This window comes from Streptomyces sp. CB02959 (assembly GCF_002803155.1).
In the GTDB taxonomy this organism is placed as follows: domain Bacteria; phylum Actinomycetota; class Actinomycetes; order Streptomycetales; family Streptomycetaceae; genus Streptomyces.
The window spans coordinates 52,270-75,167 of sequence record NZ_NNBP01000011.1; the positions used below are offsets into that span (position 1 = coordinate 52,270).

Annotated in this window: 17 protein-coding genes and 1 pseudogene; 12 read left to right on the forward strand and 6 right to left on the reverse strand. The window is 72.5% G+C overall.

Annotation, left to right across the window (positions count from 1 at the left end):
* Positions 1-40: 40 nt before the first annotated feature.
* The 3 genes from CG747_RS19100 to CG747_RS19110 form a co-directional block, all read right to left on the reverse strand.
* Positions 41-1,153 carry a PP2C family protein-serine/threonine phosphatase gene (locus tag CG747_RS19100; protein ID WP_100602981.1) on the reverse strand — a complete coding sequence of 371 codons (1,113 nt, stop codon included), beginning with the start codon at positions 1,151-1,153 and terminating at the stop codon, positions 41-43.
* Positions 1,154-1,243: 90 nt separating this feature from the next.
* Positions 1,244-2,110: a hypothetical protein gene (locus CG747_RS19105; RefSeq protein ID WP_100602982.1), complete on the reverse strand. Its 867-nt coding sequence runs from the start codon at positions 2,108-2,110 to the stop codon at positions 1,244-1,246.
* Positions 2,110-3,420, reverse strand: a complete 1,311-nt coding sequence (locus tag CG747_RS19110) for a VWA domain-containing protein (protein WP_100602983.1) — start codon at positions 3,418-3,420, stop codon at positions 2,110-2,112. The genes CG747_RS19105 and CG747_RS19110 overlap by 1 nt, the downstream gene beginning before the upstream one ends.
* A gap of 905 nt (positions 3,421-4,325) precedes the next feature.
* On the opposite strand from CG747_RS19110, the pseudogene CG747_RS19115 reads away from it, so the two are divergent.
* The 4 genes and pseudogenes from CG747_RS19115 to CG747_RS19130 all read left to right on the forward strand — a co-directional run bounded on the left by CG747_RS19115 (position 4,326) and on the right by CG747_RS19130 (position 9,706).
* Positions 4,326-5,488 (forward strand): annotated as a pseudogene (locus CG747_RS19115) (alpha-hydroxy-acid oxidizing protein).
* Positions 5,489-5,664: 176 nt separating this feature from the next.
* Positions 5,665-7,143 (forward strand): alanine racemase, encoded by a 1,479-nt coding sequence (locus tag CG747_RS19120; protein ID WP_100602984.1) that lies wholly within the window; start codon positions 5,665-5,667, stop codon positions 7,141-7,143.
* A complete protein-coding gene (locus CG747_RS19125; RefSeq protein WP_100602985.1) occupies positions 7,140-8,483 on the forward strand; it encodes a pyridoxal-phosphate dependent enzyme in 1,344 nt (447 codons plus the stop codon). The genes CG747_RS19120 and CG747_RS19125 overlap by 4 nt, the downstream gene beginning before the upstream one ends.
* Before the next feature lie 5 nt (positions 8,484-8,488).
* A complete protein-coding gene (locus tag CG747_RS19130; protein ID WP_100602986.1) occupies positions 8,489-9,706 on the forward strand; it encodes an aminotransferase class V-fold PLP-dependent enzyme in 1,218 nt (405 codons plus the stop codon).
* Between the two features lie 319 nt (positions 9,707-10,025).
* Here CG747_RS19130 and CG747_RS19135 read toward each other — a convergent pair whose 3' ends face one another.
* Positions 10,026-10,637, reverse strand: a complete 612-nt coding sequence (locus CG747_RS19135) for a hypothetical protein (RefSeq protein WP_257980523.1) — start codon at positions 10,635-10,637, stop codon at positions 10,026-10,028.
* A 594-nt stretch (positions 10,638-11,231) separates the two neighbouring features.
* On the opposite strand from CG747_RS19135, the gene CG747_RS19140 reads away from it, so the two are divergent.
* From CG747_RS19140 to CG747_RS19160, 5 genes are all read left to right on the forward strand, one after another.
* On the forward strand, positions 11,232-11,699 hold the full coding sequence (locus CG747_RS19140) for an FG-GAP repeat protein (protein WP_257980524.1): 468 nt from the start codon (positions 11,232-11,234) through the stop codon (positions 11,697-11,699).
* Positions 11,696-12,994, forward strand: a complete 1,299-nt coding sequence (locus CG747_RS19145; protein ID WP_100602988.1) for a HAMP domain-containing sensor histidine kinase — start codon at positions 11,696-11,698, stop codon at positions 12,992-12,994. The genes CG747_RS19140 and CG747_RS19145 overlap by 4 nt, the downstream gene beginning before the upstream one ends.
* Positions 12,995-13,142: 148 nt before the next feature.
* Positions 13,143-13,838, forward strand: coding sequence for a two-component system response regulator CseB (gene cseB / locus CG747_RS19150; protein ID WP_100603139.1), 696 nt, complete (start codon positions 13,143-13,145; stop codon positions 13,836-13,838).
* A gap of 548 nt (positions 13,839-14,386) precedes the next feature.
* Positions 14,387-15,274, forward strand: coding sequence for an LCP family protein (locus CG747_RS19155; protein WP_219621486.1), 888 nt, complete (start codon positions 14,387-14,389; stop codon positions 15,272-15,274).
* Positions 15,267-17,129, forward strand: coding sequence for an acyltransferase family protein (locus tag CG747_RS19160; RefSeq protein WP_100602990.1), 1,863 nt, complete (start codon positions 15,267-15,269; stop codon positions 17,127-17,129). Before CG747_RS19155 ends, CG747_RS19160 begins: the two co-directional genes overlap by 8 nt.
* A gap of 141 nt (positions 17,130-17,270) precedes the next feature.
* Here the strand turns inward: CG747_RS19160 and CG747_RS19165 are convergent, their stop codons facing one another.
* The gene (locus CG747_RS19165; RefSeq protein ID WP_100603140.1) at positions 17,271-17,720 is read right to left on the reverse strand and encodes a pyridoxal-phosphate dependent enzyme; all 450 of its coding nucleotides are present in this window, start codon (positions 17,718-17,720) and stop codon (positions 17,271-17,273) included.
* 453 nt (positions 17,721-18,173) lie between these two features.
* On the opposite strand from CG747_RS19165, the gene CG747_RS19170 reads away from it, so the two are divergent.
* Entirely contained in the window at positions 18,174-18,947 is a 774-nt protein-coding gene (locus tag CG747_RS19170; RefSeq protein WP_100603141.1) for a trans-aconitate 2-methyltransferase, read from the forward strand.
* 51 nt (positions 18,948-18,998) lie between these two features.
* Here the strand turns inward: CG747_RS19170 and CG747_RS19175 are convergent, their stop codons facing one another.
* Entirely contained in the window at positions 18,999-19,850 is an 852-nt protein-coding gene (locus CG747_RS19175) for a hypothetical protein (protein WP_100602991.1), read from the reverse strand.
* A gap of 305 nt (positions 19,851-20,155) precedes the next feature.
* Between CG747_RS19175 and CG747_RS19180 the strand changes: the two genes are divergently transcribed.
* A complete protein-coding gene (locus tag CG747_RS19180) occupies positions 20,156-21,361 on the forward strand; it encodes an EfeM/EfeO family lipoprotein (RefSeq protein ID WP_100602992.1) in 1,206 nt (401 codons plus the stop codon).
* The gene (gene efeB, locus CG747_RS19185) at positions 21,358-22,695 is read left to right on the forward strand and encodes an iron uptake transporter deferrochelatase/peroxidase subunit (RefSeq protein ID WP_100603142.1); all 1,338 of its coding nucleotides are present in this window, start codon (positions 21,358-21,360) and stop codon (positions 22,693-22,695) included. The genes CG747_RS19180 and efeB overlap by 4 nt, the downstream gene beginning before the upstream one ends.
* Positions 22,696-22,898 lie beyond the last annotated feature (203 nt).

Below are 22,898 nucleotides of genomic sequence, written 5' to 3' on the forward strand. Positions count from 1 at the left end.
CCGGGCCCGGCCCCCCCGGACGCGGGTCTCCGGGTCCCGGTCACCCCGACTCGGGCTCCGGTGGCCGGGTGATCGCGACCATCGCGACGTCGTCGCCCAGATTGCCGTCCGCGTACCGCAGCAGATCGTCGTGCAGGCGTCGGACCAGCGCGGCCGGGTCGGGTTCGTTCCACTGCGCCAACCGGTCGGTCAGCGGATAGAACGCCCCCGAGCGGTCCCGGGTCTCGATCACGCCGTCGGTGTAGAGCAGCAGCACCTCGTCCGGCCCGAACGTGAAGCTCTCGACCTTGTAGTCGCTCTCCGCCGGGGCCGTCAGCCCCAGCGGTACCGCAGGTTCGGCGACCTCCAGCGACCGGATCCGCCCGTCGCCCAGCAGGAGCGGCGGGGGGTGCCCGCAGTTCACCATCTCGATGGCCGGCTCGTCGTCGTGGACGTCCAGGACCAGGGCGGTGACGAAGGACTCCAGGTCCTCCTCGGGGGCGTGCGCCAAGTTCCAGTACACCGAGTTGCCCAGGTGCGCCGCCAGCGCGGTCAGGGGGAGGTGCCGGTAGGCCGAGCCCCGGAACGCCCCGACCAGCGCCGCGGCCTCCCCGATCGCGGCCAGTCCCTTGCCGCGGACGTCGCCGATCACCAACCGGGTCCCGCCGGGCACCGGCACCGCCCCGTAGAGGTCGCCGCCGATCTCGGCCTCGGCCTCCGCGGAGATGTACGCCGACTCGATGCGCAGCCCCCCGATCCGGTGCGGCAGCGGCCAGAGCAGCACCTGCTGGGCCGCCGCCGCCACCGACCGCACCTGGCTCAGCTGCCGTTGGTGCCGATCACGGGCGTAGCGGAAGACGGTGACCAGCACCGAGATCACGATGAGGGCGGCGATCTGCGCCTGGTGATTCGGGGTCGTCAGTCCGCCGTGCAGCCGGCCGATGAGGATCTGGGCGGCCACCGCCAGGGCTCCGATGGCGCCGGTGAGGCCGGGCCCGGCGAACGAGGCGGTGATCGCCGGCGCCGCCACCAGGAACGGGCCCAGGTGGATGCTGGAGGGTGTGCTGATGTCCAGCACGGTGATCGCGGCGATCAGTGCGAGCGGGATGGCGAGCAGCCCGTGGCTCAGCCACCAGGGCCGGCCGCTGCGGGGGAGCTCGCGCCGGACGCGCATACCTCCTCTTTACACCTGCGGCGGCGCCCGCGCCGGGCGGCCGGGGCGGGGAAACCCCACCGCGGCCGCCCGGCGCGACCGCCGGTCAGGTCAGGCGCCCGGCGGCAGATGCGCCGGCCGGCCCGCGCCGCGCGTCATGCGGTAGCCGCCGACGCCCGCGAGCGCCGCCAGCACGCCGCCCACTGCGGTCCACACCCAGCGGTCCGACCACCAGCCCGAGGACCAGCCGCCGTCGGGCGCACCGTCCGCGGTCGGCTGCTGCGCCGAGCTGCTCGGCTGCGGCTCGGGCGAGGCGGCACCGGCCCCCGGCACCAGGGGGGCGGACAGCTTGCCGTCCACCGCCTGCGCGCCGCCCGCGTCCGAACCGGACGCCTGGACCTCCACCTGGACCGGCTGCCCCGCGTCCTCCGCCGGGAGGCCGACGGCGGTCAGCCGCACGTAGTAGTTGCCCGGCAGCGGGTCGTTCGCCCACTGCTCAGACCAACCGCGCACGGTGCGCAGCGCGCAGGACAGCTCGACCGTCGAGGCGTCCTGGGACGCCGCCTTGGTCTGCACGCCGTACCGGCACGCCTGTCGGCGGCGCAGCCCGTCGTAGACGTCCAACTGCCAGGTGGCCGTGCCGTGCCGCGCGGACTCCGGCAGGCTCACCTTGGCCTTGACCGTGACCCGCTGCCCGGCGTCGGCCGGCAGCACCCAGTAGAGGTAGTCGCCGGTGGAGGCGCTGGCGGTGGCCCGCTGGTCCAGGGCGAGCGGGGTCGCGGTGCGGAAGGACGTGCCGGCCTCCGTGGGGCCCTTGGCGGCGTCCCCGCCATCGCTCGCGCTCGCACTCGGGCTCGGGCTGTCGGCGACCGCCGTGCCCGCCCCCGCCATGCCGCCGGCGAACGCCAGGGCGGCGGCGCTCGCGAGCAGTCCGGCCGCCCGCACCGCACGGCCCGTCACGCTACGTACGCTACGCATCAGTTGGTCCTCCAGACGGTGACGCGCCAACGGGAGATCCAGCCCCACACCAGGCCGCCGACGAACCCGGCGAGCAGCAGGGCGCCGAGCAGCCACCAGCCCCGGCCGAGGCCGAAGGAGGCCACGTCGGAGGCGTCGTGCGGCCCGTCGACGAGGTCCACGGCCAGCTCCACCGGCAGGCCCGGTTCGGTCTTGACCGAGGGGGCCGCCGAGAAGGAGTTGCTGACCTGGAGGCAGACCGTCTCGGCGGCGTCCTTGGTGGCACTGTCCGACGAGTCGACCTCGGACTTGGCGTAGCGCAGCCCGGTGGAGATGACGTCGGTCCGGCCGTCACCGGCCTCCGCGCCGCGGACGATCTCCCGGCCGTGCACGGTCGAGGCCCGCAGCAGCACTCCGTAGTCGTTGTCGACCGCGCGGTCCGCGCCGATGCTCACCGATGCGCGCAGCTCCTGGCCGGGCTTGACGTCGACCCGGTACCAGCGGTGCTCGGCGAACTTCTCCCGGTCGCTGTACAGGCCCGGCTTGAGCTCGGGGGCGGTGGCGCACTGCGCGGCGCCCTGGGTCGCCACCGGGGTGGCCGTGCGGCGGGCCGTTCGGTCCACCAACTGGTGGACGCGGTCCCGGAGCTGGTCGGTGTGCTGCACCGCGGTGTAGGTGCCGCCGGTGGCCTCGGCGATGCAGCTCAGCTGGCTGCGGGTCTTGGCGTCCGGCAGCAGTCCGAGGGTGTCGACGGTGAGGTGGATGCCCTGGGCGGCGATGTCCCGGGCCACCTGGCAGGGGTCGAGCGGCTGGCAGGTGTCCTCGCCGTCGGTGATCAGGACGATCCGGCGCTGCCCGTCGCCGCCCTTGAGGTCCTTGGCCGCGGCCTGCAGGGCCGGGCCGATCGGCGTCCAGCCGGTGGGCACGAGCGTGGCCACCGCGGTCTTCGCCTCGGTCCGGTCCAGCGGCCCGACCGGGTAGAGCAGCTTGGTGTCCGTGCAGCCGACCTGCCGGTCGTTGCCGGGGTAGGTGGCGCCGAGCGTCCGTATGCCGAGCTGGACGTCCTTCGGTACGGCGTCCAACACCTCGTTGAACGCCTGCTTCGCCGCGGCCATCCGGCTCTGCCCGTCGATGTCCCGGGCCCGCATCGAGCCGCTGACGTCGAGGGTCAGCTCCACTTTGGGGGCGGCCGCCGGGGTGGCCCCCGGGGTGGGTTCGCCGGCGCTGGCCGGCGTGGGCGACAGCGCCATCGCCATCGCGGCGAGCAGCCCGCACACCCCGGCCGCCAGCCTTCTCCTGGTGATCCGTTTGCTGATCGTTCTGGTGATCATCGCCGGATCGTATGGAGAAATCGGCCCGACTCCAAAACGACCCTGACGGAGGCCGCAAACACCCCATAGGCGGAGCGGCCGTGCGCAACTCCCCGGCCCCGTCCCCGGCCTGTCGCCGGGCGCGTGACCTGTGGGTCGTGTGCCCCGGACGGTGCGGCATGATGTCGCCGAACGGCCCGCGGGCAGCTCCCCGACGGATTCGCGCAGGCAGGCTGCCGCGCCCGACTCCGGGCGCCGCGCCGCCGTCCCCCGGGACGCGCCACTCGACGAGGAGACCCATGAGTACGCCCCCCGGAGGCCATGGCGGCTACGGCCCGTACGGAGCTCCCGGCGGCGGTCGGGGCACCTCTTCCAGCCAAGTCCCGCACGGCGGTGGCGGGATGAGCCCCGGTCATTCCTGGCCGGCCGGCCACCCGGTGCAGGCCGTCCCGCCGCGGGGCCCCGCGGCCCCCGGCTTCCCCGCGCCTCCCTCGCCGCGGCAGTCCGGCGACCGGCCGAAGCCGAAGCCAGACCCGGGCCCGGGGCCGCGTCGTTCGCGGACCGGGCTGGTGGCGCAATTCGTGCTGCCGGGTGTCTACATCCCGGTCTGGGCGCTCCTCGCGACCGGCTTCACCGTGCTGGCACTTCCGCGGCCGCCGGCGCCCACGGTGTGCTGCGGGTGGCCGCCGAGCAGGGCTGGCGGCTCGACCACTCCTACCCGGCCGACCCGAAGGGCGAGCTGCACCTGTGCCGCCCGGAGGACCCCGCCCGGCGCGGTTGACCGGTTCTTGGCGCGTCCACCCGTGTCGCCCGGCACCGTAACGCGATAGGAATCCCTGGGAACCCGCGAGTAACTTCGCGGGGGCCAGGGAATCGCGTGCCAGCGCGGAACCGGCGACCGAACGGAGACGCAGTCGATGCCGTCCATGCCCCAGCCCTTCGGCGACTACCAGCACGAGATCTACGCGGGCGGCCTGCGCGGTGAACTCCCCGGGCTGCCGATGGCCTTCGCCGACCTGGAGGCCCGCGCCGAGGCCGCGCTCCCCCCGTCCGTCTGGTCCTACGTGGTCGGCGGCGCCGGGGACGAGCAGACCCAGCGGGCCAACGTCGCCGCCTTCGCGCGCTGGGGGCTGATGCCGCGGATGATGGTGGGCGCCGCGCAGCGGGACCTGTCCGTCGAACTGTTCGGCCGGACGCTGCCGTCCCCGCTGCTGATGGCACCCATCGGGGTGCTCGGCATCTGCGCACAGGACGGGCACGGTGATCTGGCCACCGCGCGGGCCGCGGCCCGCACCGGCGTCCCGATGATCGCCTCGACCCTCTCCGCCGACCCGATGGAGGAGGTCGCCGCCCGGTACGGCGACACCCCCGGCCTCTTCCAGCTCTACACCCCCACCGACCGGGACCTCGCGGAGAGCTTCGTGCGCCGCGCCGAGGCGGCCGGATTCCAGGGCATCGTGGTGACCCTGGACACCTGGACCGTCGGCTGGCGCCCGCGCGACCTGGCCACCGCCAACTTCCCCCAGCTGCGCGGCCACTGCCTGGCCAACTACACCTCCGACCCGGTCTTCCGCTCCCGGCTCCGCAAGCCGCCGGAGGAGGACCCGGCCGCCGCCGTCGCTCTCTACGCCGGCGTCTTCGGCAACCCGCGACCTGGGACGACCTGCCCTGGCTGCGATCCCTGACCGACCTGCCGCTGCTCCTCAAGGGCCTCTGCCACCCGGAGGACGTCCGCCGGGCCAGGGACGGCGGCGTCGACGGCATCTACTGCTCCAACCACGGCGGCCGCCAGGCCAACGGCGGCCTCCCCGCCCTCGACGCGCTGCCCGGCGTGGTGTCCGCCGCCGACGGCCTGCCGGTGCTCTTCGACTCCGGCGTGCGCACCGGCACCGACGTGGTCAAGGCACTGGCCCTCGGCGCCACCGCCGTCGCGGTCGGCCGCCCGTACGCCTACGGACTGGCGCTGGGCGGCACCGACGGCGTGGTGCACGTCCTGCGCTCGCTGCTCGCCGAGGCCGACCTGCTGATGGCGGTGGACGGCTACCCGACCCTGGACTCCCTCGGACCGGAGGCACTGGTGCGCCTGTGAGCGCCCCGCCGGTCCGGGCCCGGGGGCCCGCGGCCGCCCGGCGGGCCCGCATCGGGACAAGTCCGGGCGGGCCGCGGCGGGCGGGCGTAAAGGCCGTCGGGAGCGGGAAGTGGTTAACGGCGAACCGTGCGGGTCGAGTTCGCGCCCACTTCGAAGGGGGTCTCTTGGCGGCAGCTGTGCCTTCGTCTCCGGAGCCGCTGTCTCTGGAACCGCGCCTGGAAACGCGACCGGCGTCGCTGCTGGGCGCGGGGCACCTCCTCCCCTCGCTCGTCGACGCACTGGGCTCGCCGCTGAACGTGGTCCTGCCCGACCAGATCGCCGAGAACGCCGCACGGTTCCGCGCCGCTTACGGCACCCACCGGCTCCGCGGCCAGGTCTTCTACGCGCACAAGGCGAACCGCTCCAGCGCGCTGCTGCGGCGGCTGGCGGCGACCGACGCGGCGGTGGACGTCGCCTCGCTGGGCGAGCTGCAACACGCCCTCGGCGCCGGCTTCGCCCCGGACCGGATCATGGCGACCGGGCCGAAGGACCGCGAGTTCCTGTGGCTCGCCGCCCGGGTCGGCGCCACCGTCAACGCCGACTCGGCCGCGGAACTGGACGAACTCGCGGCACTGGCGCGCACCCACCGACTCGCCCGTATACGCGTGCTGATGCGGCTGTCCGCTTTCGACGGGCCCGGCGTCCGGGTGCTGACCCGGCCCAGCCGCTTCGGCACTCCCGCCGGTGAGCTGGACGCCCTGCTGAAGACCGTCGAGCGGCACGCCGACGTCCTGGAGCTGACCGGCGTCGGCTACCACCTCGACACCACCAGCCCGGAGGAGAAGGCGCGCGCCCTGGAGGGCTGCGTCCGGGCCATGGACGCCTGCCGGAGCCGGGGCCTGCGGCCGCGGGCGGTGGACATCGGCGGCGGCTTCGGCGTCAACTACCTTGCGCACGCCGCGCAGTGGGAGCGCTACACCTCCGAACTGACCGCCGCCGTGCTCGGCCGCCGCCCCCCGCTCACCTGGCGCGGCCACAGCTACGGGCTCCGCAACGACGCGGGCACCCTGCGCGGGGCGCTCGGCCTCTACCCGGCCCACCGCCCGGTCGCCGGCGCCCGCTACCTCGACGAACTGCTGGCCCTGCCTGCCCCCTCGTTCGGCGGCCGCACGCTGGCCACCCTCCTGTTGGAGAACCTCTACGACCTGTACACCGAGCCGGGGCGGGCCCTGGTGGACCAGTGCGGGCTGGTGCTCGCCCGGGTGGTGGAGGTGCGCCGCACGGACAGCGGGGAGCCGCTGGTGCGCCTGGCGATGAAGGCCGACGACGCCGCGCTGGAGGAGCACGGGGTGCTGATGGACCCCGTCCTGCTCGGGCGGGACGGCACCCGTGCGGTCGCGGGCGACGGCCCGGCGGCCGGCGTCTATCTGGCGGGCAGCCTCTGCCTGGAGGCCGACCTGATCACCCGCCGGATGGTGTTCCTGCCCCGGCTGCCCCGCCCCGGCGAGCTGCTGGTCTTCGCCAACACCGCCGCCTACTGCATGGACTTCCGGACCAGCCGCGCACAGCACCAGCCCGTCGCACGCACGGTCGCCGCCTGGCAGGAGGAAGGTTCCTGGCGCTGGTGCCTCGACGAGCAGTACTGGCCGATCACACGTCCAGGGGGAGAGCCATGAGGTACGAGAGCATCACCGAGGCCATCGGGAACACCCCGCTGGTACGGATCGATCCGGCCGTGCACGGTCTGCACCACATCGACCTGTACGCCAAGCTGGAACTGCTCAACCCCTTCGGGTCGGTGAAGGACCGGGCCGCCTGGAACATGGCCCGGCCGGGACTTGCGGCCGCCGCGGAGCACGGCAGCCAGGTCGTGGAGCTCTCCAGCGGCAACACCGCCAAGGCGCTGGCGGTGATCGCGGGGATGCACGGCCTCCCGTTCAAGAGCGTGACCAACCGGATGCGCATACCCGAGATCAAGGACCTGCTCCTGCTGCTGGGCGCCGACATCGAGGAGCTGCCCGGGCAGAGCGAATGCCTGGACCCGACCAACACCGAGGACCCGCTCACCCTCTTCCACCGGGAGCTGTCCGAACCCGGCACCAGCTACCTCCACACCGACCAGTACTTCAACCCCCGCAACACCGAGGCGCACGCCACCGGCACCGGCCCGGAGATCCTCAAGGACCTGGACGGGCGGGCCCCCGACTTCTTCGTCGCCTGCGTCGGCACCGCCGGTTCGTCGACCGGGGTGGCCCGGGTGCTGCGCGAGCACGACCCCCGGGTCCAGGTCGTCGGCCTGGTCGCCGCCAAGTCCGACTTCATCCCCGGCATCCGCACCCTGGACGAGGTCCACGAGGTCGGCCTCTTCGACCCGGCGACCTACGACACGGTGGAGGCGGTCAGCTCCGACGAGGCCATCGAGGGCATGCTGACGCTGGCCCGCCGCTGCGGCATCCTGGCCGGCCCCACCGGCGGCGCCGCGTACTACGGCACGGTCCGCCATCTCCGTTCCCTGGACGAGCAGGTGACGGTTGATCAGGAAAGTGGGTCGCCGCGCCGCAGGTCGGCGGTGTTCATCGTCTGCGACCGGATCGAGAGCTATCTCGGCTACACCAGGCGCCGCCGCCCGGACCTGTTCCGCCAGCCGCCCCGCAGGAACGACCCGGCCGACCTGACGGACGCCGAGATCGCCGCGGCCCCGGCCGTGGAGACCCCGGACGCACAGAAGTGGATCGAGCGGGACCGCCCGCTCGTCGTCGACCTGCGCAGTCCGTTCGCGTACGCCGCACTGCACATCGAGGGGGCGATCAACATCGTGGACGAGCTCTTCGACGAACTGGTGCGGGGCGGGCTGCCGTTCAGCACCCGGCAGCCCGTGCTGCTGGTCTGTCCGGTCGGCGAGCAGTCCGCCCGCTACGCGGCACTGCTGACCCGGATGGGGCATCCCGACGTCCGCAGTCTCACCGGGGGCGTCATCGCCTGGCGGGACGCCGGCGCGCCGCTGGTCCGGGACTGACCGGGATGGCCCCGATCGCCGCGCACGGCCAGGGCGCCGCGCTCTTCACGGAGCTGGAGCCGTGGCAGCGCGCCCTGCGCGCCCAGTTCCCGATCATCACCGCCCACCCGGAGCTGGCCTATCTGGACAGCGGGGCCACCGGGCAGAAACCGCAGGCCGTACTGGACGCCGTACAGGACCAGTTGACGTCCGCGCACGCCAACGCCGGCCGCGGCTCCTACCCGTGGGCCAACGCCTCCACCGCGCTGGTCGCCGCCGTCCGCGACCGGGTCAGGGCCTTCCTCGGCGACCCGGAGCCGGAGCGTTCGGGGGTCCACTTCACCGGCGGGACCACCGAGGGGCTGCGCCTGATCGCCCGGGACTGGCTGCCCGAACACCTCGCGGACGGGGACGAGATCGTCGTCCCGTTCGCCGACCACGAGGCCAATCTGGCGCCGTGGCAGGAGGCGCAGCGCCTGCTGGACCGGCAGGGCGTGCGGATCCGGGTGCGGGAAATGCCGTACCAGTCCTCCTCCGGCGACTACGACCCCGCGGCGCTGGCCCGGCTCGTCGGCCCCCGCACCCGCTTCGTGGCCGCCACCCACGTGCACCACGTCTACGGCGGCAACATGAACGTCCATCTCCTCCGCCGGGCGGTCGGACCGGAGGTGCCGATCTGCCTGGACGCCGCGCAGAGCGTCGGCCACCTGCCGGTCTCGGTCGCCGAACTCGACGTGGACTTCGTGGTGTTCTCCGGCCACAAGGCGTTGGCGCTGCCCGGCTCCGGGGCGGTCTGGGCCCGGCAGGCCCGCGGCCCGCAGCTGCGGCCCGGAGGCTGGCAGGGCAGCCCCAACACCACCGGGATCGCGAGTCTGGCGGCGGCGCTGGACTGGCTGGACGCCGCGGGCACCGACCGGATCGCGCGCTGGACGGTCGCGCTCGCCGCCCGCCTCTCCGACGGCCTGCGTCACCTCGACGCCTACGAAGTCCTGGGCTGCCAGCGGAGTCTGGCCGCCGACTCGCCGGTCCAGCAGCGCTGCGGGATCGTCACCTTCCGGCACCGCGGCATCGGCGCCCGCGACCTCGGCTTCATCCTCTTCAGCCACGGCTTCATGGTGCGCACGGACGGCCACTGCCAGGCAGGTGCGGGGGAGCGGACCAGTTCCGTGCGGGTCAGTCTGCACGTCTACAACACCCCAGAGGAGATCGACCGGTTGCTCGCCGTGCTCGCTTCCCTGACATGACTGCCGCTACCTGCCCGTTCCGTACCGCCGGGTGCCCGTTCGTCGCCGAGCGGTGCGCCTCCGGTTGGATGCGAGGGGAGGGGTGCCGCCCCGCAGCAGTCGGAGGGGCGGGGCGCTCATGAACAACTCGACGCCAACGCGTTCCTGGTTGATCGGATTGATCGGCGTGCCCAGGTTGGCAGTCGCGCGTTCACACGGGTCGACGCATATCCACCCGATGGCTCTCAGATGTTGCGGCGCCCCACGTTCGTTCAACGCGGGTGTGCGACGCCGGAAGACACCGCGTGGTGCGCGGGGCCTTCCGGCGGATCCATGCGGATCAGGCACGGAGCAGGAGCCAACCCCCGAGGCCGTTGCACAGGTTCGCGTTGAAGGTGGTGATGCGGTAGCCGGCCGGCACAGGCGTGTTGGGGCAGATGGACAGGCCGACGCGGGGCAGTTGCTGGAACCACGAGCCGATGTTGCCGCAGCCGGCGTTGTTGTGGCCGGTGAGCACGTAGCCGGGCGGGATGGGCGAGCCCGCACAGGTCCACTGGCCGTCGCGGGCCAGTTGCAGGTACCAGGCGTCGATGCCGCTGCAGCCGACGGCGTTGTGGAGGGTGATCACGTAGCCAGGGGGGATCGGCGAGGTGGCGCAGGTCCAGATCCCGTCCTGCACGGGCTGCAGGTACCAGGCACCGGCACCGTTGCACCCGCTCGGCGCACGGCCGGTGATCACGTAACCCTCCGGTATGGGCGTGCCGGGGCAGACCCACCCGGGGGCCTGGGGCGCGGCGGTGACCGATCTCAGGGGTGCCGCACTGGCCATGCCGGCGGACGTGCCGGTGAGGGCGGCCACCAGCAGCGCGACCACCCCCACTGCCGCGGCGAGCCGGCTCCGGGCCGCCGACACCAATGAACGACCGAGCAGATGACGGTACTTGATGTTCACTTCACACCGGTCCAATCGCGGGTCCACGAGGCGCTGCACGATGGCCGTGCGGCGCTTGGGTTGCGGAGTTGAAGTGACCTTAGTGGGAAGCGATGCGGTGGGTTGTCACAGAAAGGGATTTGTCACCAGCCTGGCCGAAATCGGTATGAGGGAACGCCAGTTGCCGGTGGGGGCGTCCAGCTCTGCGCGGCCACCTGCTCCATCGCGGCGGACAGGGGGGCGCCGCCCTCGATCCGAGCGTGACCTGTGTCCGCAGTCGGCCCCGACTCCGCGCCCGGGCGCATCCTGCGCCTCGCTTTCGGGGAAGCCTGGAGAGTCTTTGTATCCTCTTTAATTATGTTTGGACGTGCTGTGCCCCTTCTGCGCTGCCTGCCTGTCGCCGGTTTCCTGCGGATCATGTCGTTGGTCCTCGCGGCGGCAGTCGTGTCGGTGTTGCTCGGCGGGTGTGCGGCGGACGGGGAACCCCGCAGCGCCGGACATGCCTCTGTCGCGTCCGCTCCGGTACGCCTGTGGCCCAGTAGTCCGCCGGCGCCGTGGCTGAGGCCGGACGAGTACGGCCGGGGGGATCTGTCACGTTCGCCGAGGCTGCCTCGGGTGCCGTCCGGGGACATTCGCAAACTGGGCGTGCTCCCCGTCGTCGAAGCGCAGATCGCCGAAGACAACCGCGTCAAACAGCCGTCCTACGACGAAGACGGGGTGAAGAAGATCAGCCGTTGCGCCGCTGAGCCGGGCCGGTGCCCGGTGCGGGCCCCCGAATACCAGGACCTGACGGGCGACGGGAAAGACGAGCTGATCATCGGCATCGACAACGCCTACGACCACTCCCTGACCGTGTGGGTTTACCGGCTCCAGGGCGGGGTGCCCACGCGAATCCTGGACACTGCCGGAAGGGTGCTGTCCTTGGAGGTGGCCAACGGCCATTTGATCATGCGCGAGCCCAGCTCTCCGGGATACGAGATGCGCACGGTATTCGCGTGGAACAGCCACCGGAAGACCATGGAGATCCAGGCGGTGGAATACGATCAGAAATCCTCCGCAGCCGCCCGGGAGCCAGCACGGTGAGGACCGCTTTCCCGCGAGCCCGTCTTCGGCCGCCCGCCTGGTCGGGGACGCTTCACTGGAAGTTCGCGGTCTTCATCGCCGCGATCTGCTGTCTGCTGGCCGTATCCCTCGGTGTCCTGGTGCACGTCCAGGTCAGCGCGGACAACGAGAGCAGGGCCCGTAGCGCTGCCCTGGCCTCGCTGGACGGCGTCGTGTCCGCGTACACGGCCGGCGAACCGTTGGGCCCCGGCGCTGCGGTGAATCCGCCGGACCTCCCCGCCGGCCTGCGCGAGATGGTGCTGACACGCCAGGAACGCGGCACTCAGCTCGCCGATGACCACGGTCACCCGACGATGTGGGCGGCTACCCCCGCCTCCGCGGGCAAGGTGCTGGCAGTGCGCCGGGACTACACCGGTCGAGCCGCCGCCCTCCGCACACTGGACCGGGCCATCGTCCTCTCCTCGGTCGCCGCGACCAGCATCACCTTGGTCGCCGGACTCATCGCCGTGTCCCGCCTCACCCGGCGACTGCGCCGCACTGCCCAGGTGGCTCGCCGGATCAGCACCGGCGATCTCGATGCGCGCGTGAACGATCCGCGCATCCTGCACGCCGACCGGACCGGGGACGAAGCGGTCGCCGTGGCTGCCGCGCTCGACGCGATGGCGGCCGCCGTGCAGGAAAGACTGCACAGCGAGCAACGCTTCACCGCCGACGTGGCCCACGAACTGCGGACCCCGATCGCCGGGCTGCTCATGGCATCCGAGCTGCTGGAGCCGGGACGCCCGACCGACATGGTGCGAGAACGCATCCAGAAGCTGCGCCAGTTGACCGAGGACCTGTTGGAGATATCCCGGCTCGATGCCCGGGTGGAGCGGGTCGAGCTCGGCACCCACAGGCTGGGGGAGTTGGCCGAGCGAGCGGCACGGGCCACGGGACAGGCGGTCGACATCCGTATCGTCCGGGACACGAGGGCGCGGACCGACCAGCGCAGGCTTGAGCGGGTACTGGGCAACCTCGTCGCCAACGCCCACAAACACGGCCGTCAGCCGGTGGCGCTGAGCGTCGACGGCCTGGTCGTCACCGTACGGGACCACGGTGACGGCTACCCCGATCACCTGCTCGACCACGGTCCTCAGCGTTTTCGGAGCCAGTCGAAGAACGGCGGGCGAGCCGGGCACGGCCTCGGTCTGACGATTGCGCTCGGCCAGGCACGTGTGCTTGGTGCCGCGTTGGAGTTCTCGAACGCGCCCGACGGCGGAGCCGTCGCCACGCTCCGTCTCCCTGCCGCGTCCCCCGCGGAGGAGGAGCTGTCGTGACACCGGGCCGGACCCGCGTCGGCGTCACCGGCGTCCGTACCATGAAGGGACGGCCCGGCGTCAGAAAAAGTCTGATTGACTCGATCAGCCAGCTCTTGATCTCGGTTCTGATGGTTTCACCGTGCACTGTGGGGTTCCTGTGACGCATCTGCTTCTTGTCGAGGACGACGAGGTGATCCGTGACTCGGCGCAGGCGGTCCTGGTGCGGTACGGCTACCACGTGTCCACGGCTCCGGACGGCCTCACCGGCCTGGAGATGTTCCGCGAGGAACACCCTGACCTGCTGCTGCTCGATGTGATGCTGCCCGATCTGGACGGCATCGGACTGTGCCGCCGCGTCCGGGAGACCAGCCTGGTCCCGATCCTGATGATGTCCGCCCGCGGTGACGGCCTGGACGTGGTGTCGGGACTGGAGGCGGGGGCCGATGACTACATCGTCAAGCCCGTCGAAAGCGCCGTGCTCGTCGCCCGTATCCGCGCCCTCCTGCGCCGGGCGAGCTTCCCGCCTCAGACGCCGCACACCGGGGAAGCCGGGCGACCGGGGAGTGCGGACGCCGGCGGCGTCCTCACCTTCGGTGACGTGGAGCTCGATCCCGGCGCCCTGGAAGTGCGCCGTGCCGGACAGACGGTCGACCTGACCCCGACCGAGCTGCGGCTGTTGCTGGAGTTCGCGGCAAATCCCGGGCTCGTGCTGGAGCGACGGGTGCTGTTGCGCAATGTCTGGGAGCACGCCTGGGACGGTGACAGCAGAGTGGTCGACCTGCATGTGCAGCGGCTGCGCGCGAAGATCGGCGCCGAACACATCGAAACGGTCCGCGGCTTCGGGTACAAGCTCCGCCGCTGACCTGCCGCATGCGGGGCGGCTGCCCAGGGGGAGCTCACTGCCTGCGGCCCAAGTCCGGTCGTGGGCAACGGCATCCGCGTCCGCCCAGGGCCCGGTACGGTCCGCTGCGGCCGTTGCCGCGCCGCCGGATGCGATATCGCCCACCACCTGGATACCGGCGGAGCCTGGCGCCCGCGCGGAAGGGGCCTTGTGCCCAGGAGACCGGAGCACCGAGCCTCGGCGCCGCCGAAGCGGGCGCTGCGGGCCCAGGCACCGGGCCCGATACACGATCTGAACAGAGTTGATACCGAGCCGAGTGGAAGGAGATACGCGGCCGCGGCGGAGAGGAGATGGTCCGTTGGGAGCCTGGCGGAGCCACCGATTCCCCTGCCGCCGATTCCCGAAGGCCCCTGATGAAGTTCGTGTCCAGACGAGCCGGAAGCCGAACGAAGCGCCGCAGCCGCAGCGTCCGCACCACAGCTTGGACAACCACTGCCGGGTTCGCTGCGATCGCGGTGGGAGGCTGTTTGCTCTACGCGAGGCTCGCCGGCGCTGACGAGTCACCCAACGTGGATGCCGCCCTCGGCGACGACCGCCCGGCCCGAACCGTCGCGGGCGCTCTCAACATCCTGTTGCTCGGCTCCGATTCACGCGCGGGAAAGAATGGGGATTACGGCCAGGACCTGGGCGGTGCGCGCTCCGACACCGCCATGCTGGTGCACCTCGCCAGGGGGCGCTCGAAGGCAGTGGTCGTCAGTGTCCCACGCGACACCATGGTGGACCGCCCCAACTGCCCGTTGCCAGGCGGTGGTTCCTCGCGGGCCGAAGGGCCCGTGATGTTCAACACCGCCTACACGGTGGGTGGTCTGATCTGTGCGGCCAAGACGGTCGAGCATCTCGCCGGTGTCCGCGTCGATCACGTCCTGGACGTCGACTTCACCGGCTTCAAGAAGGTGGTTGACGCCGTCGACGGCGTGCGCATCACCCTCGACAAGCCCCTCCACGACCCGTACAGCCACCTGGATCTGGACAGCGGCACCCAGCGCCTCAACGGGGAGCAGGCACTTGGCCTGGTGCGCACACGGCACGGTGTCGGTGACGGCAGCGACCTGGGACGGATTCGCCTTCAGCAGCAGTTCATGACCGCGCTGGTCACCGAGTTGAAGGACGCGTCCCTGCTCACCGACCCACTCAAGCTCTACAAGCTGGTCAATGCCGTGGCGGGCGCGATCACCGCCGACGAGCAACTGAACTCGCCCGGTGCGCTGTTGGCGCTCGCCCTCAGCCTGGGCAGGCTGAATCCCGGCGACATCGACTTCCGCACACTTCCCGTCGTCCCCTACCCGCGCGACCACGATCGAGTCGTCGCCAAGCAACCGGAAGCCGCCCTCCTGTGGCAGGCAGTACGCGACGACACCGCCCCACCCGCGCGGCAGGAGCAGGCACAGCATGGCTGACTCCCTTCAGGCACCGGCCCGCCACCCCCTCTCACACCGCCGCCCGCACACACCGTCCAGGGCCCGCCCGTACGTCCCCGGACTCGACGGACTGCGTGCCCTCGCGGTGACGGCCGTTGTGGTCTATCACGTCAACCCCGGATGGCTGCCGGGCGGCTTCCTCGGCGTTGACGTCTTCTTCGGCCTCAGCGGCTTCCTGATCACCGACCTGCTGCTTGCCGAACGGGAACAGTCCGGGCGCATCGATCTGCGCGGCTTCTGGCTGCGCCGGGCCCGGCGGCTGCTGCCCGCGCTGGCCGTCGTGCTGCTGGTGGCGACGGCCACGGCGGCCGTCGTCCGCCCCCGCCGGCTGTCATCGGCCCTCGACAGCCTGCTCTCTGTCGCGACCTTCACCAACAACTGGTGGCAGACAGCCACTGACGCCTCCTACTTCGCGAGCTTCGGGCCGCCCCCGCTGTTCCAGCATCTGTGGACCCTCAGCGTGGAGGAGCAGTTCTATCTGCTCTGGCCGCTGATGCTGCTCATCCTGATGTGGTGCGTCCGATGGCGCGGCGTCCATGTGGCCGCCGTGCTGGTCTGCGCCGCCGTCTCGATGGTCGCCATGGCCTGGCTGTACGAGCCGGGTGTGGACCCCTCCCGTGTCTACTTCGGCACCGACACCCATGTCTTCCCGCTGCTGATCGGCGCCGCTCTGGCCCTCCTGCGGCCCACCGCAACACTCGTTCCCGAACACCCGCGCTGGGCCGTGCGGCCGGTGGACATTGCCGGGGTTGCGGGCCTGGCCGTCCTGGCGACGATGGCGTGCACGCTCTCCGAGAGCGACGACGTCATGTACCCCGGCGGCTTCGCCGTTGCCGCCCTCGCGACCACGGCCGTGCTGCTCGCCTCCGTGCAACCGCTGGGACGGCTGGCTTCCGTGCTCGGTGTGCGGCCGTTGAGGTGGATCGGGGTGCGCAGCTACGGCATCTACCTGTGGCACCTGCCCCTCATCGCGCTAGCTACTCCCGACCGGATGACGCCCGCCGATGCCCCGGTGCACGCGATCGCCGCGGCCGTCGCGTCCGTCGGCCTGGCGGCACTCTCGTACCGCTGGGTGGAACAACCGATCCGCCGCTGGGGACAGCGCAATGCCGCACGCCCTGCGTCTGCCTGCGCCACCTCGGCGGCCGGGTCCCGAAGGACGGGCGCGTTCCTGGCCGGCGTCACCGTGGGCTGCGCCGCGACGCTCGCACTGGTAGCGGTCCACGCTTTCGCCACGACGTCCAACGAACCGGCTACCGGGGAGTTGCAGACACCGCCCAGTGCCCACGCGACGGCCCGACCCATGGCCCCGTCCGGACAGACACCTACCGCACCCGCACCGCCCCAGCATCCGGCGCCGTCCGGGAAGATCTCCGCGATCGGTGACTCGGTGATGGTCGCCGCGGCTCCCGCCCTCAAGCAGAAACTCCCGGGCATCACCGTCGACGCCGAGGTCAGCCGACAGTTGTCCGTCGCTCCCGAGCTGGTGAAAACCCTTCGCCGGCACGGCACTCTGGGGGACACGGTGATCATCGGTCTGGGCACCAACGGTACGGGAGGGAAGACCGCCCTTGAAGGCGCCATCAACGCGGCCGGACCGGGCAAACGGTTCGTCCTGGTCACTTCTCACGTTTCCCGCCCGTGGCAGAACTCGGTGAACCAGGCCATGGACGAGGTTGCGTCACACCACCGCAACGTCGTCGTCGCCGACTGGAACAAGGCCATCACCGGTCATGACAACCTGCTCACCGACGACGGCGTCCACCCCGATCCCGCCGGCGCTCGGGTCTACGCCGACACCGTCGCCCAGGCCCTGACCGCCTTCCCGGGCTGAGGTGCCACGGAGCTTCCGGACAGCGGCAGCGCCGCCTGACTGGTGTCGACGAGACGGTGCTCTCGCTGTCCGCGAAGGGACCCACGCACGGGGAGATGTCCGCGCACCCCCGAGGTCCACGGCGCCGGAATCCCCGACGTCCTACTCGTTGGGGGCGAGCGATCGCGTCGCCTCGGGGGCGTACCCGAACAGACCTGACGCCCCACCGGTGTGCACAAAGACGATCGGCACGTCGGGCTCGAACTCCGTGGCCGTGAGCAGGTGATGCGCCGCCTTCCCGGTGTAGACCGGATCGAGGACGACACCTTCCCTTCCCGCAATCGTGCGAAGTGCCTGCCAGACCCCTTCGGTCGGCTGACCGTAGCCCGCACCGAGCGTCCTGTCGGTGACCCGGACCTTCTCCATGGAAGGAGCCTCGATGCCGAGCACGTCCGCCGTCTGCGAAATCATCTGCGACAGATCCGCGCGGGAGGGCTCGGCCGCCGCCCGCACACACGGAAAGTCGAAGCTCCACGGCAGCTGAGAGCCGCCGACTGGCCGCTTCCCCGACCGGGAGGACTGGCCATCGCCCGCAACATCGCCCACACCCATGGCGGTTCGCTGACCGCCCACACCAGCCCCCAGGGCGGCGCCCGCCTGCTCCTCCGCCTGCCCACTCCCCAGTACAGGAACGATTCGATGCACACCTCCGCCCACCGATCGGTCCGCACCTGAAGGCAGGCTGGTTCGGTGGGGCGTCAGTCCCAGAAGCGTTGGTGGACCTCGTGGGCTTCGGCGAGGTCGACCGGGCCGATGACGATCACGACGCGGCGGTGTAGCGGGTGGATTGCCGACCGGTCCCAGCGGTCGGACAGCGATTCGACCGATGCTGGCGGTTTGCTGACGCCGGCACCCCTGCTGAGGCTGTGACCAGCAAGAACGACGTTCCTCTGGTGCCTCTTCGGAGTGAACGGGAAACCTTATGGCTAATGGAAACCGTTTCCACCTGTAGCCTCGTGGTCGACGATGTGGCGCGGGTGGGAACGGATGGAGTGGTGCGACCAGATGGGGCTGAGCATGGCCGTCGCGGAGTGGTGGGTGGAGCGTTGGGAGCGCCAGCAGCGGCGCTACGCCATCGACCGCGAGGAGCGGTTCACGGTGATCGCCGATGTCGTCGAGTACGTGACGGCCGGTCGGCGCAGGCCGCTGGTGGTCGATCTCGGCTGCGGGCCGGGCTCGCTCGCCGCCCGGCTCGCGGAGCGGCTGCCGCGGGCCGAGGTCGTCGGGGTGGACATGGACCCGCTGCTGCTGGAACTGGCCCGCACCCACCACTTCTCGGCCGCCCGCTACGTGGACGCCGTGATCGGCGCGGACGGTTGGGCCGAGGCGCTGGCGCTGGGCCGCCCGCTGGACGCCGCGGTCTCCACCACCGCGCTGCACTACCTCCCCGAGCCCGTACTGCGCCGCACCTACGCCCAACTCGCCGCCCTGCTGCGGCCCGGCGGCGCCCTGGTCAACGGCGACCACCTCCCGCAGTCCGGGGCCGTCGCCGGGGCGCTCGCCGCCCACGTCGGGCGCCGGCGCGCCGCGCGGCTGCAGGACGGCGCCCACGAGGACTGGGAGTCCTGGTGGGCGGCGGTGGTGGCGGAACCGGAGCTGGCCGAACCGCTCGCCGAGCGCCGCCGCCGGCTGAGCGTGCCCGCCGCCGGCGGTGGCGGCTGCGCGGACAACGGGCTGTCGGTGTCCGATCACAGCGCCCTGCTGCGCGAGGCCGGTTTCGGGCACGTCGTCCCGGTGTGGCAGTTCGGGGACAGCTGCGTACTGGTCGCGATCCGGTAGGCGGCGTCCGCGGCCGGCGGGTGCCCGCCGCGGACCGCCGACCGACGCCGCTCAGCCGGCGGCGACCGGTACCGCTTCCGCGGGGGCGCCGTCGGCCGCGTCCCTGGGGGTGTCCTTGCCGGTCACCGCGAGATAGCCGATGAGCAGGGCGATCGGCACGGTGAGGGCGAGGGTGACCGGTCCGGTGCCCCAGCCGAGGCCGCCGCGGGTGGCCGGGACGCCCATCCAGTCGGCGAAGGAGGCGCCGAGCGGGCGGGTCAGGATGTAGGCGCCCCAGAACGCGGCGACCGCGTTGAGGCCGAGGAACCGTCCGGAGAGCGCGGGCACCAGGATGAGCGCGCCGAAGACCAGGCCCGAGGTCAGGTAGCCCAGGCTCAGGGTGCCCGCGGTGAGGTCGCCGACGGCGGTGCCCAGGGCGAAGGTGGTGAGCACGGTCGCCCAGTAGAAGGTCTCCCGGCGCCGGGTGCGGACGCTGTGGATGGAGAGCGTGCCCTCGGAGGCGTACCAGGCGACGAGGATGACGGCCAGTGCCACGGAGAAGGCGAGGGTGGACACCAGGTACGGGACGCCGGCGATGACGTGGACGACGTCGGCGGCCATCGTCCCGAAGACGCTCACCATGACGATCGCCGACCAGTAGATCCCGGCCCGGTAGCGGGTCGAGCGGAACTGCGCCACCAGCGCGACGGCGAAGCACGTGAAGCCCAGGGCGCCGGCGGGTATCGGTCCGAGCGTCCGGCCCAGGTAGTCCGAGGCGGTCTCGCCCATGCCGGTGGTGAGGATCTTCACCACCCAGAACAGCGCCGTGACCTCGGGGACCTTGCTCAGGCCCGGAGTGGGGCCGCGGTATCGTCCTGGGGCCTCGTGGGCCGCCGCCGCGCCGCCCGGCTGTCCGATCGTCATGTTCCGCCCTTCCGGCGCACGGTTGCGCACGTTCCCTGACCAGCGAATGTCTACAGGACTGTAGACGGTCATGGCGAGTCGGAGGTTCACCCCCGCACCCCGTGGATTTTCCGGAACCGGCCGGACCCGTGCCCGGCGACCGCTTGCCGCGCCCCACGCGACGGTGAAACCAGGGGAAACTCTTGGTGTCCGGGACGTCGGAAGGATGTTCGGCGGCGCCGCGTCTGCCTAGCATGTGCGGCGGAGCGACCCCGGGTCCCTCCCGCCCGTCCGACACCGCTCCCCGTACGCCCCCAGGAGGACCCGTGCCACGATCCGGCCTGCGGCGACTGCGGTCGCCGCGCGTCTGGGGTCCCGGCGGCGCCGTGGTCGTGGCCGGAGCGATCACCGCGGGAACGCTGATCGCGGGCGCCGGACCGGACGCCGGGACCACCGCGGACGGCCTCCCGCACACCACCGTCGAGATCTCCTCGGGCGACTGCGGCCGCGGCTGGCAGCACCCCCGCCCCGGCACCCAGGTCTTCGACCTCCACAACAGCTCCAGCCGCGCGGCCGAGGTCTACCTGCGCGGCGCCGGCGGCGGTCCGGTCTACGGCGAGGTCGAGGGCATCGGCCCCGGCACCACCCGGCAGCTGCGGGTCCGCCTCGGCCCCGGCGCGTACGCCTTCACCTGCCTGCCCGACGACGCCAACGCGGTCACCGGGCCCACCGTCCGCATCGCCGGCACCGGCCCCGGCGGCCCGGCCGCCGCGCCGGTCACCCAGCACGACCTGATCGGCCCGGCGATCGACTACCAGAAGTGGGTCGCCGGCGGCCTCGACGACCTCGTCCGCCGGACCGACGCGCTGCGCACCGCCGTCACCGACGGCGACCTGGCCGCGGCCCGCACCGCCTGGCTGCCCGCCCACCTGACCTACGAGCGACTGGGCGCCGCCTACGGCGAGTTCGGCGACGCGGACAAGAAGATCAACGGGACCACGGCCGGGCTCGCGGACGGCGTCCATGATCCCGGCTTCATCGGCTTCCACCGCGTCGAGTACGGCCTGTGGCACGGCGAACCGGCCGCCGGGCTGCGCGTCCCGGCCACCGCGCTCGCCGCGGCGGTCCGGGCGCTGCGCGACGACTGGGCGCAGGCCCGGATGGACCCGGCGGCGCTCGGCCTGCGGGCCCACGAAATCCTGGAGAACACCGCGCAGTTCGAGCTGACCGGTCGCACCGACTACGGCAGCGGCAGCAATCTCGCCACCGCCCGCGCCAACCTCGACGGCACCCGTGCGGTGCTCGCCCGGCTGCGGCCCCTGCTCACCACCCGCGATCCGGAACTCCCCGCCCTGGACAGCGCGTTGGACCGCACCGGCCGGCTGCTCGACGGCTTCCGGCGGGACGGGCGCTGGACCCCTTTGGACGGCCTGAGCCGACCCGAACGGCAGCGGACCAACGCGGCGGTGGGCGACCTGGTGGAACGGCTGGCCTCGGTGGCCACCCTGTGCGATCCGCGGAGGACGGTGTGAACGACGCCCAGCACGGCGCCCGGCAGGGTGCCCAGTACGGCGGCAGCGGCGACGACGGGACGAACGGCGTCCGGCGGACCGGCGTCGCCCGGCGCGGGTTCCTGCGCGGCGCGGCACTGGCCGGTGCCGGACTCGCGGCCGGCGGCGCCGCGCCCGCCCGCACCCCCTCTGCCGACGGCCCCGGCCCGCAGCTCCCGCTGCCCGGCACCGGACCGCTCGGCGGCACCGCACCCGCCGTGCCCTTCCACGGACCGCACCAGGCGGCCGTCCTCACCCCGCCCCGCCGGGTCACCGCGTTCGTCGCCTTCGACGTCACCGCCGAGGGCCGCCGGGACCTGGCCGACCTGCTGCGCACCCTCACCGAACGGGCCCGCTTCCTCACCGGCGGAGGCGTCCCGGACCCGCTCGGCATCACCGGCCCGCCCGCCGACTCCGGCATCCTCGGGCCCCAACTCCCGCCCGGCGCCCTGGCGGTCACCGTCGGCGTCGGCGCGGCGCTCTTCGACGACCGGTTCGGGCTGCGCGCCCGCGCGCCCCGCCGCCTCACCGCCATGCCCGCCTTCCCCGACGACGACCTGCAACCGGACTGGTGCCACGGCGACCTGAGCCTCCAACTCTGCGCCGACGACACCGACACCGTGCTGCACGCACTGCGCGACCTCACCCGCCACACCCGCGGCGCCCTCCAGGTCCGCTGGCGGCTCGACGGCTTCGCCAGCCCGCCCCGCCCCACCGGCACGCCCCGCAACCTCTTCGGCTTCAAGGACGGCACCGCCAACCCCGACCCGGGATCGGCCCGCGAGATGAACGGCCTGGTGTGGGCCGGGCCGGGCACGGGAGAGCCGGACTGGGCGGTCGGCGGCAGCTACCAGGTCGTCCGCCTGATCCGGATGCTGGTGGAGTTCTGGGACCGGGTCTCGCTGACCGAGCAGGAGCGGATGTTCGGCCGCGCCCGGGAGACCGGCGCCCCGCTCGACGGCAACGACGAGCACGACACCCCCGACTACCCCGGCGACCCCAAGGGCGACGTCATCCCCCTGGACAGCCACATCCGCAAGGCCAACCCGCGCACCGCGGACACCGCCGACCAGCGGCTGCTGCGCCGCGCCTACAACTACGACCGCGGTATGGACGCCAACGGCAACCTCGACATGGGCCTGCTCTTCTGCTGCTACCAGCAGGACCTGGCCCGCCAGTTCGAGACCGTCCAGCGCCGGCTGGCGGGCGAGCCGCTGACCGACTACGTCAAGCCCTTCGGCGGCGGCTACTTCTTCGCGCTGCCGGGCGTACGGGACCGGGCCGACTGGTACGGCCGGGCCCTCCTGGCGCAGTAGTCCCGGCCCCTGCCGTCTGGCAGCCCGCCCACCGCTCGCGTAGAACGGAAGCACGAGCCACCCGCGAGCCCCAACGGTCAACAGACAGTCAAGCTTTGCCCTGGGATACCTGACCCGGTGTTCACCCACCCGCCATCATGGCTCTGCCCCGCCGCCGTACGCCCGGCAGAGCATCCGGCCGTACGGAGCAACCGCGAACCGCC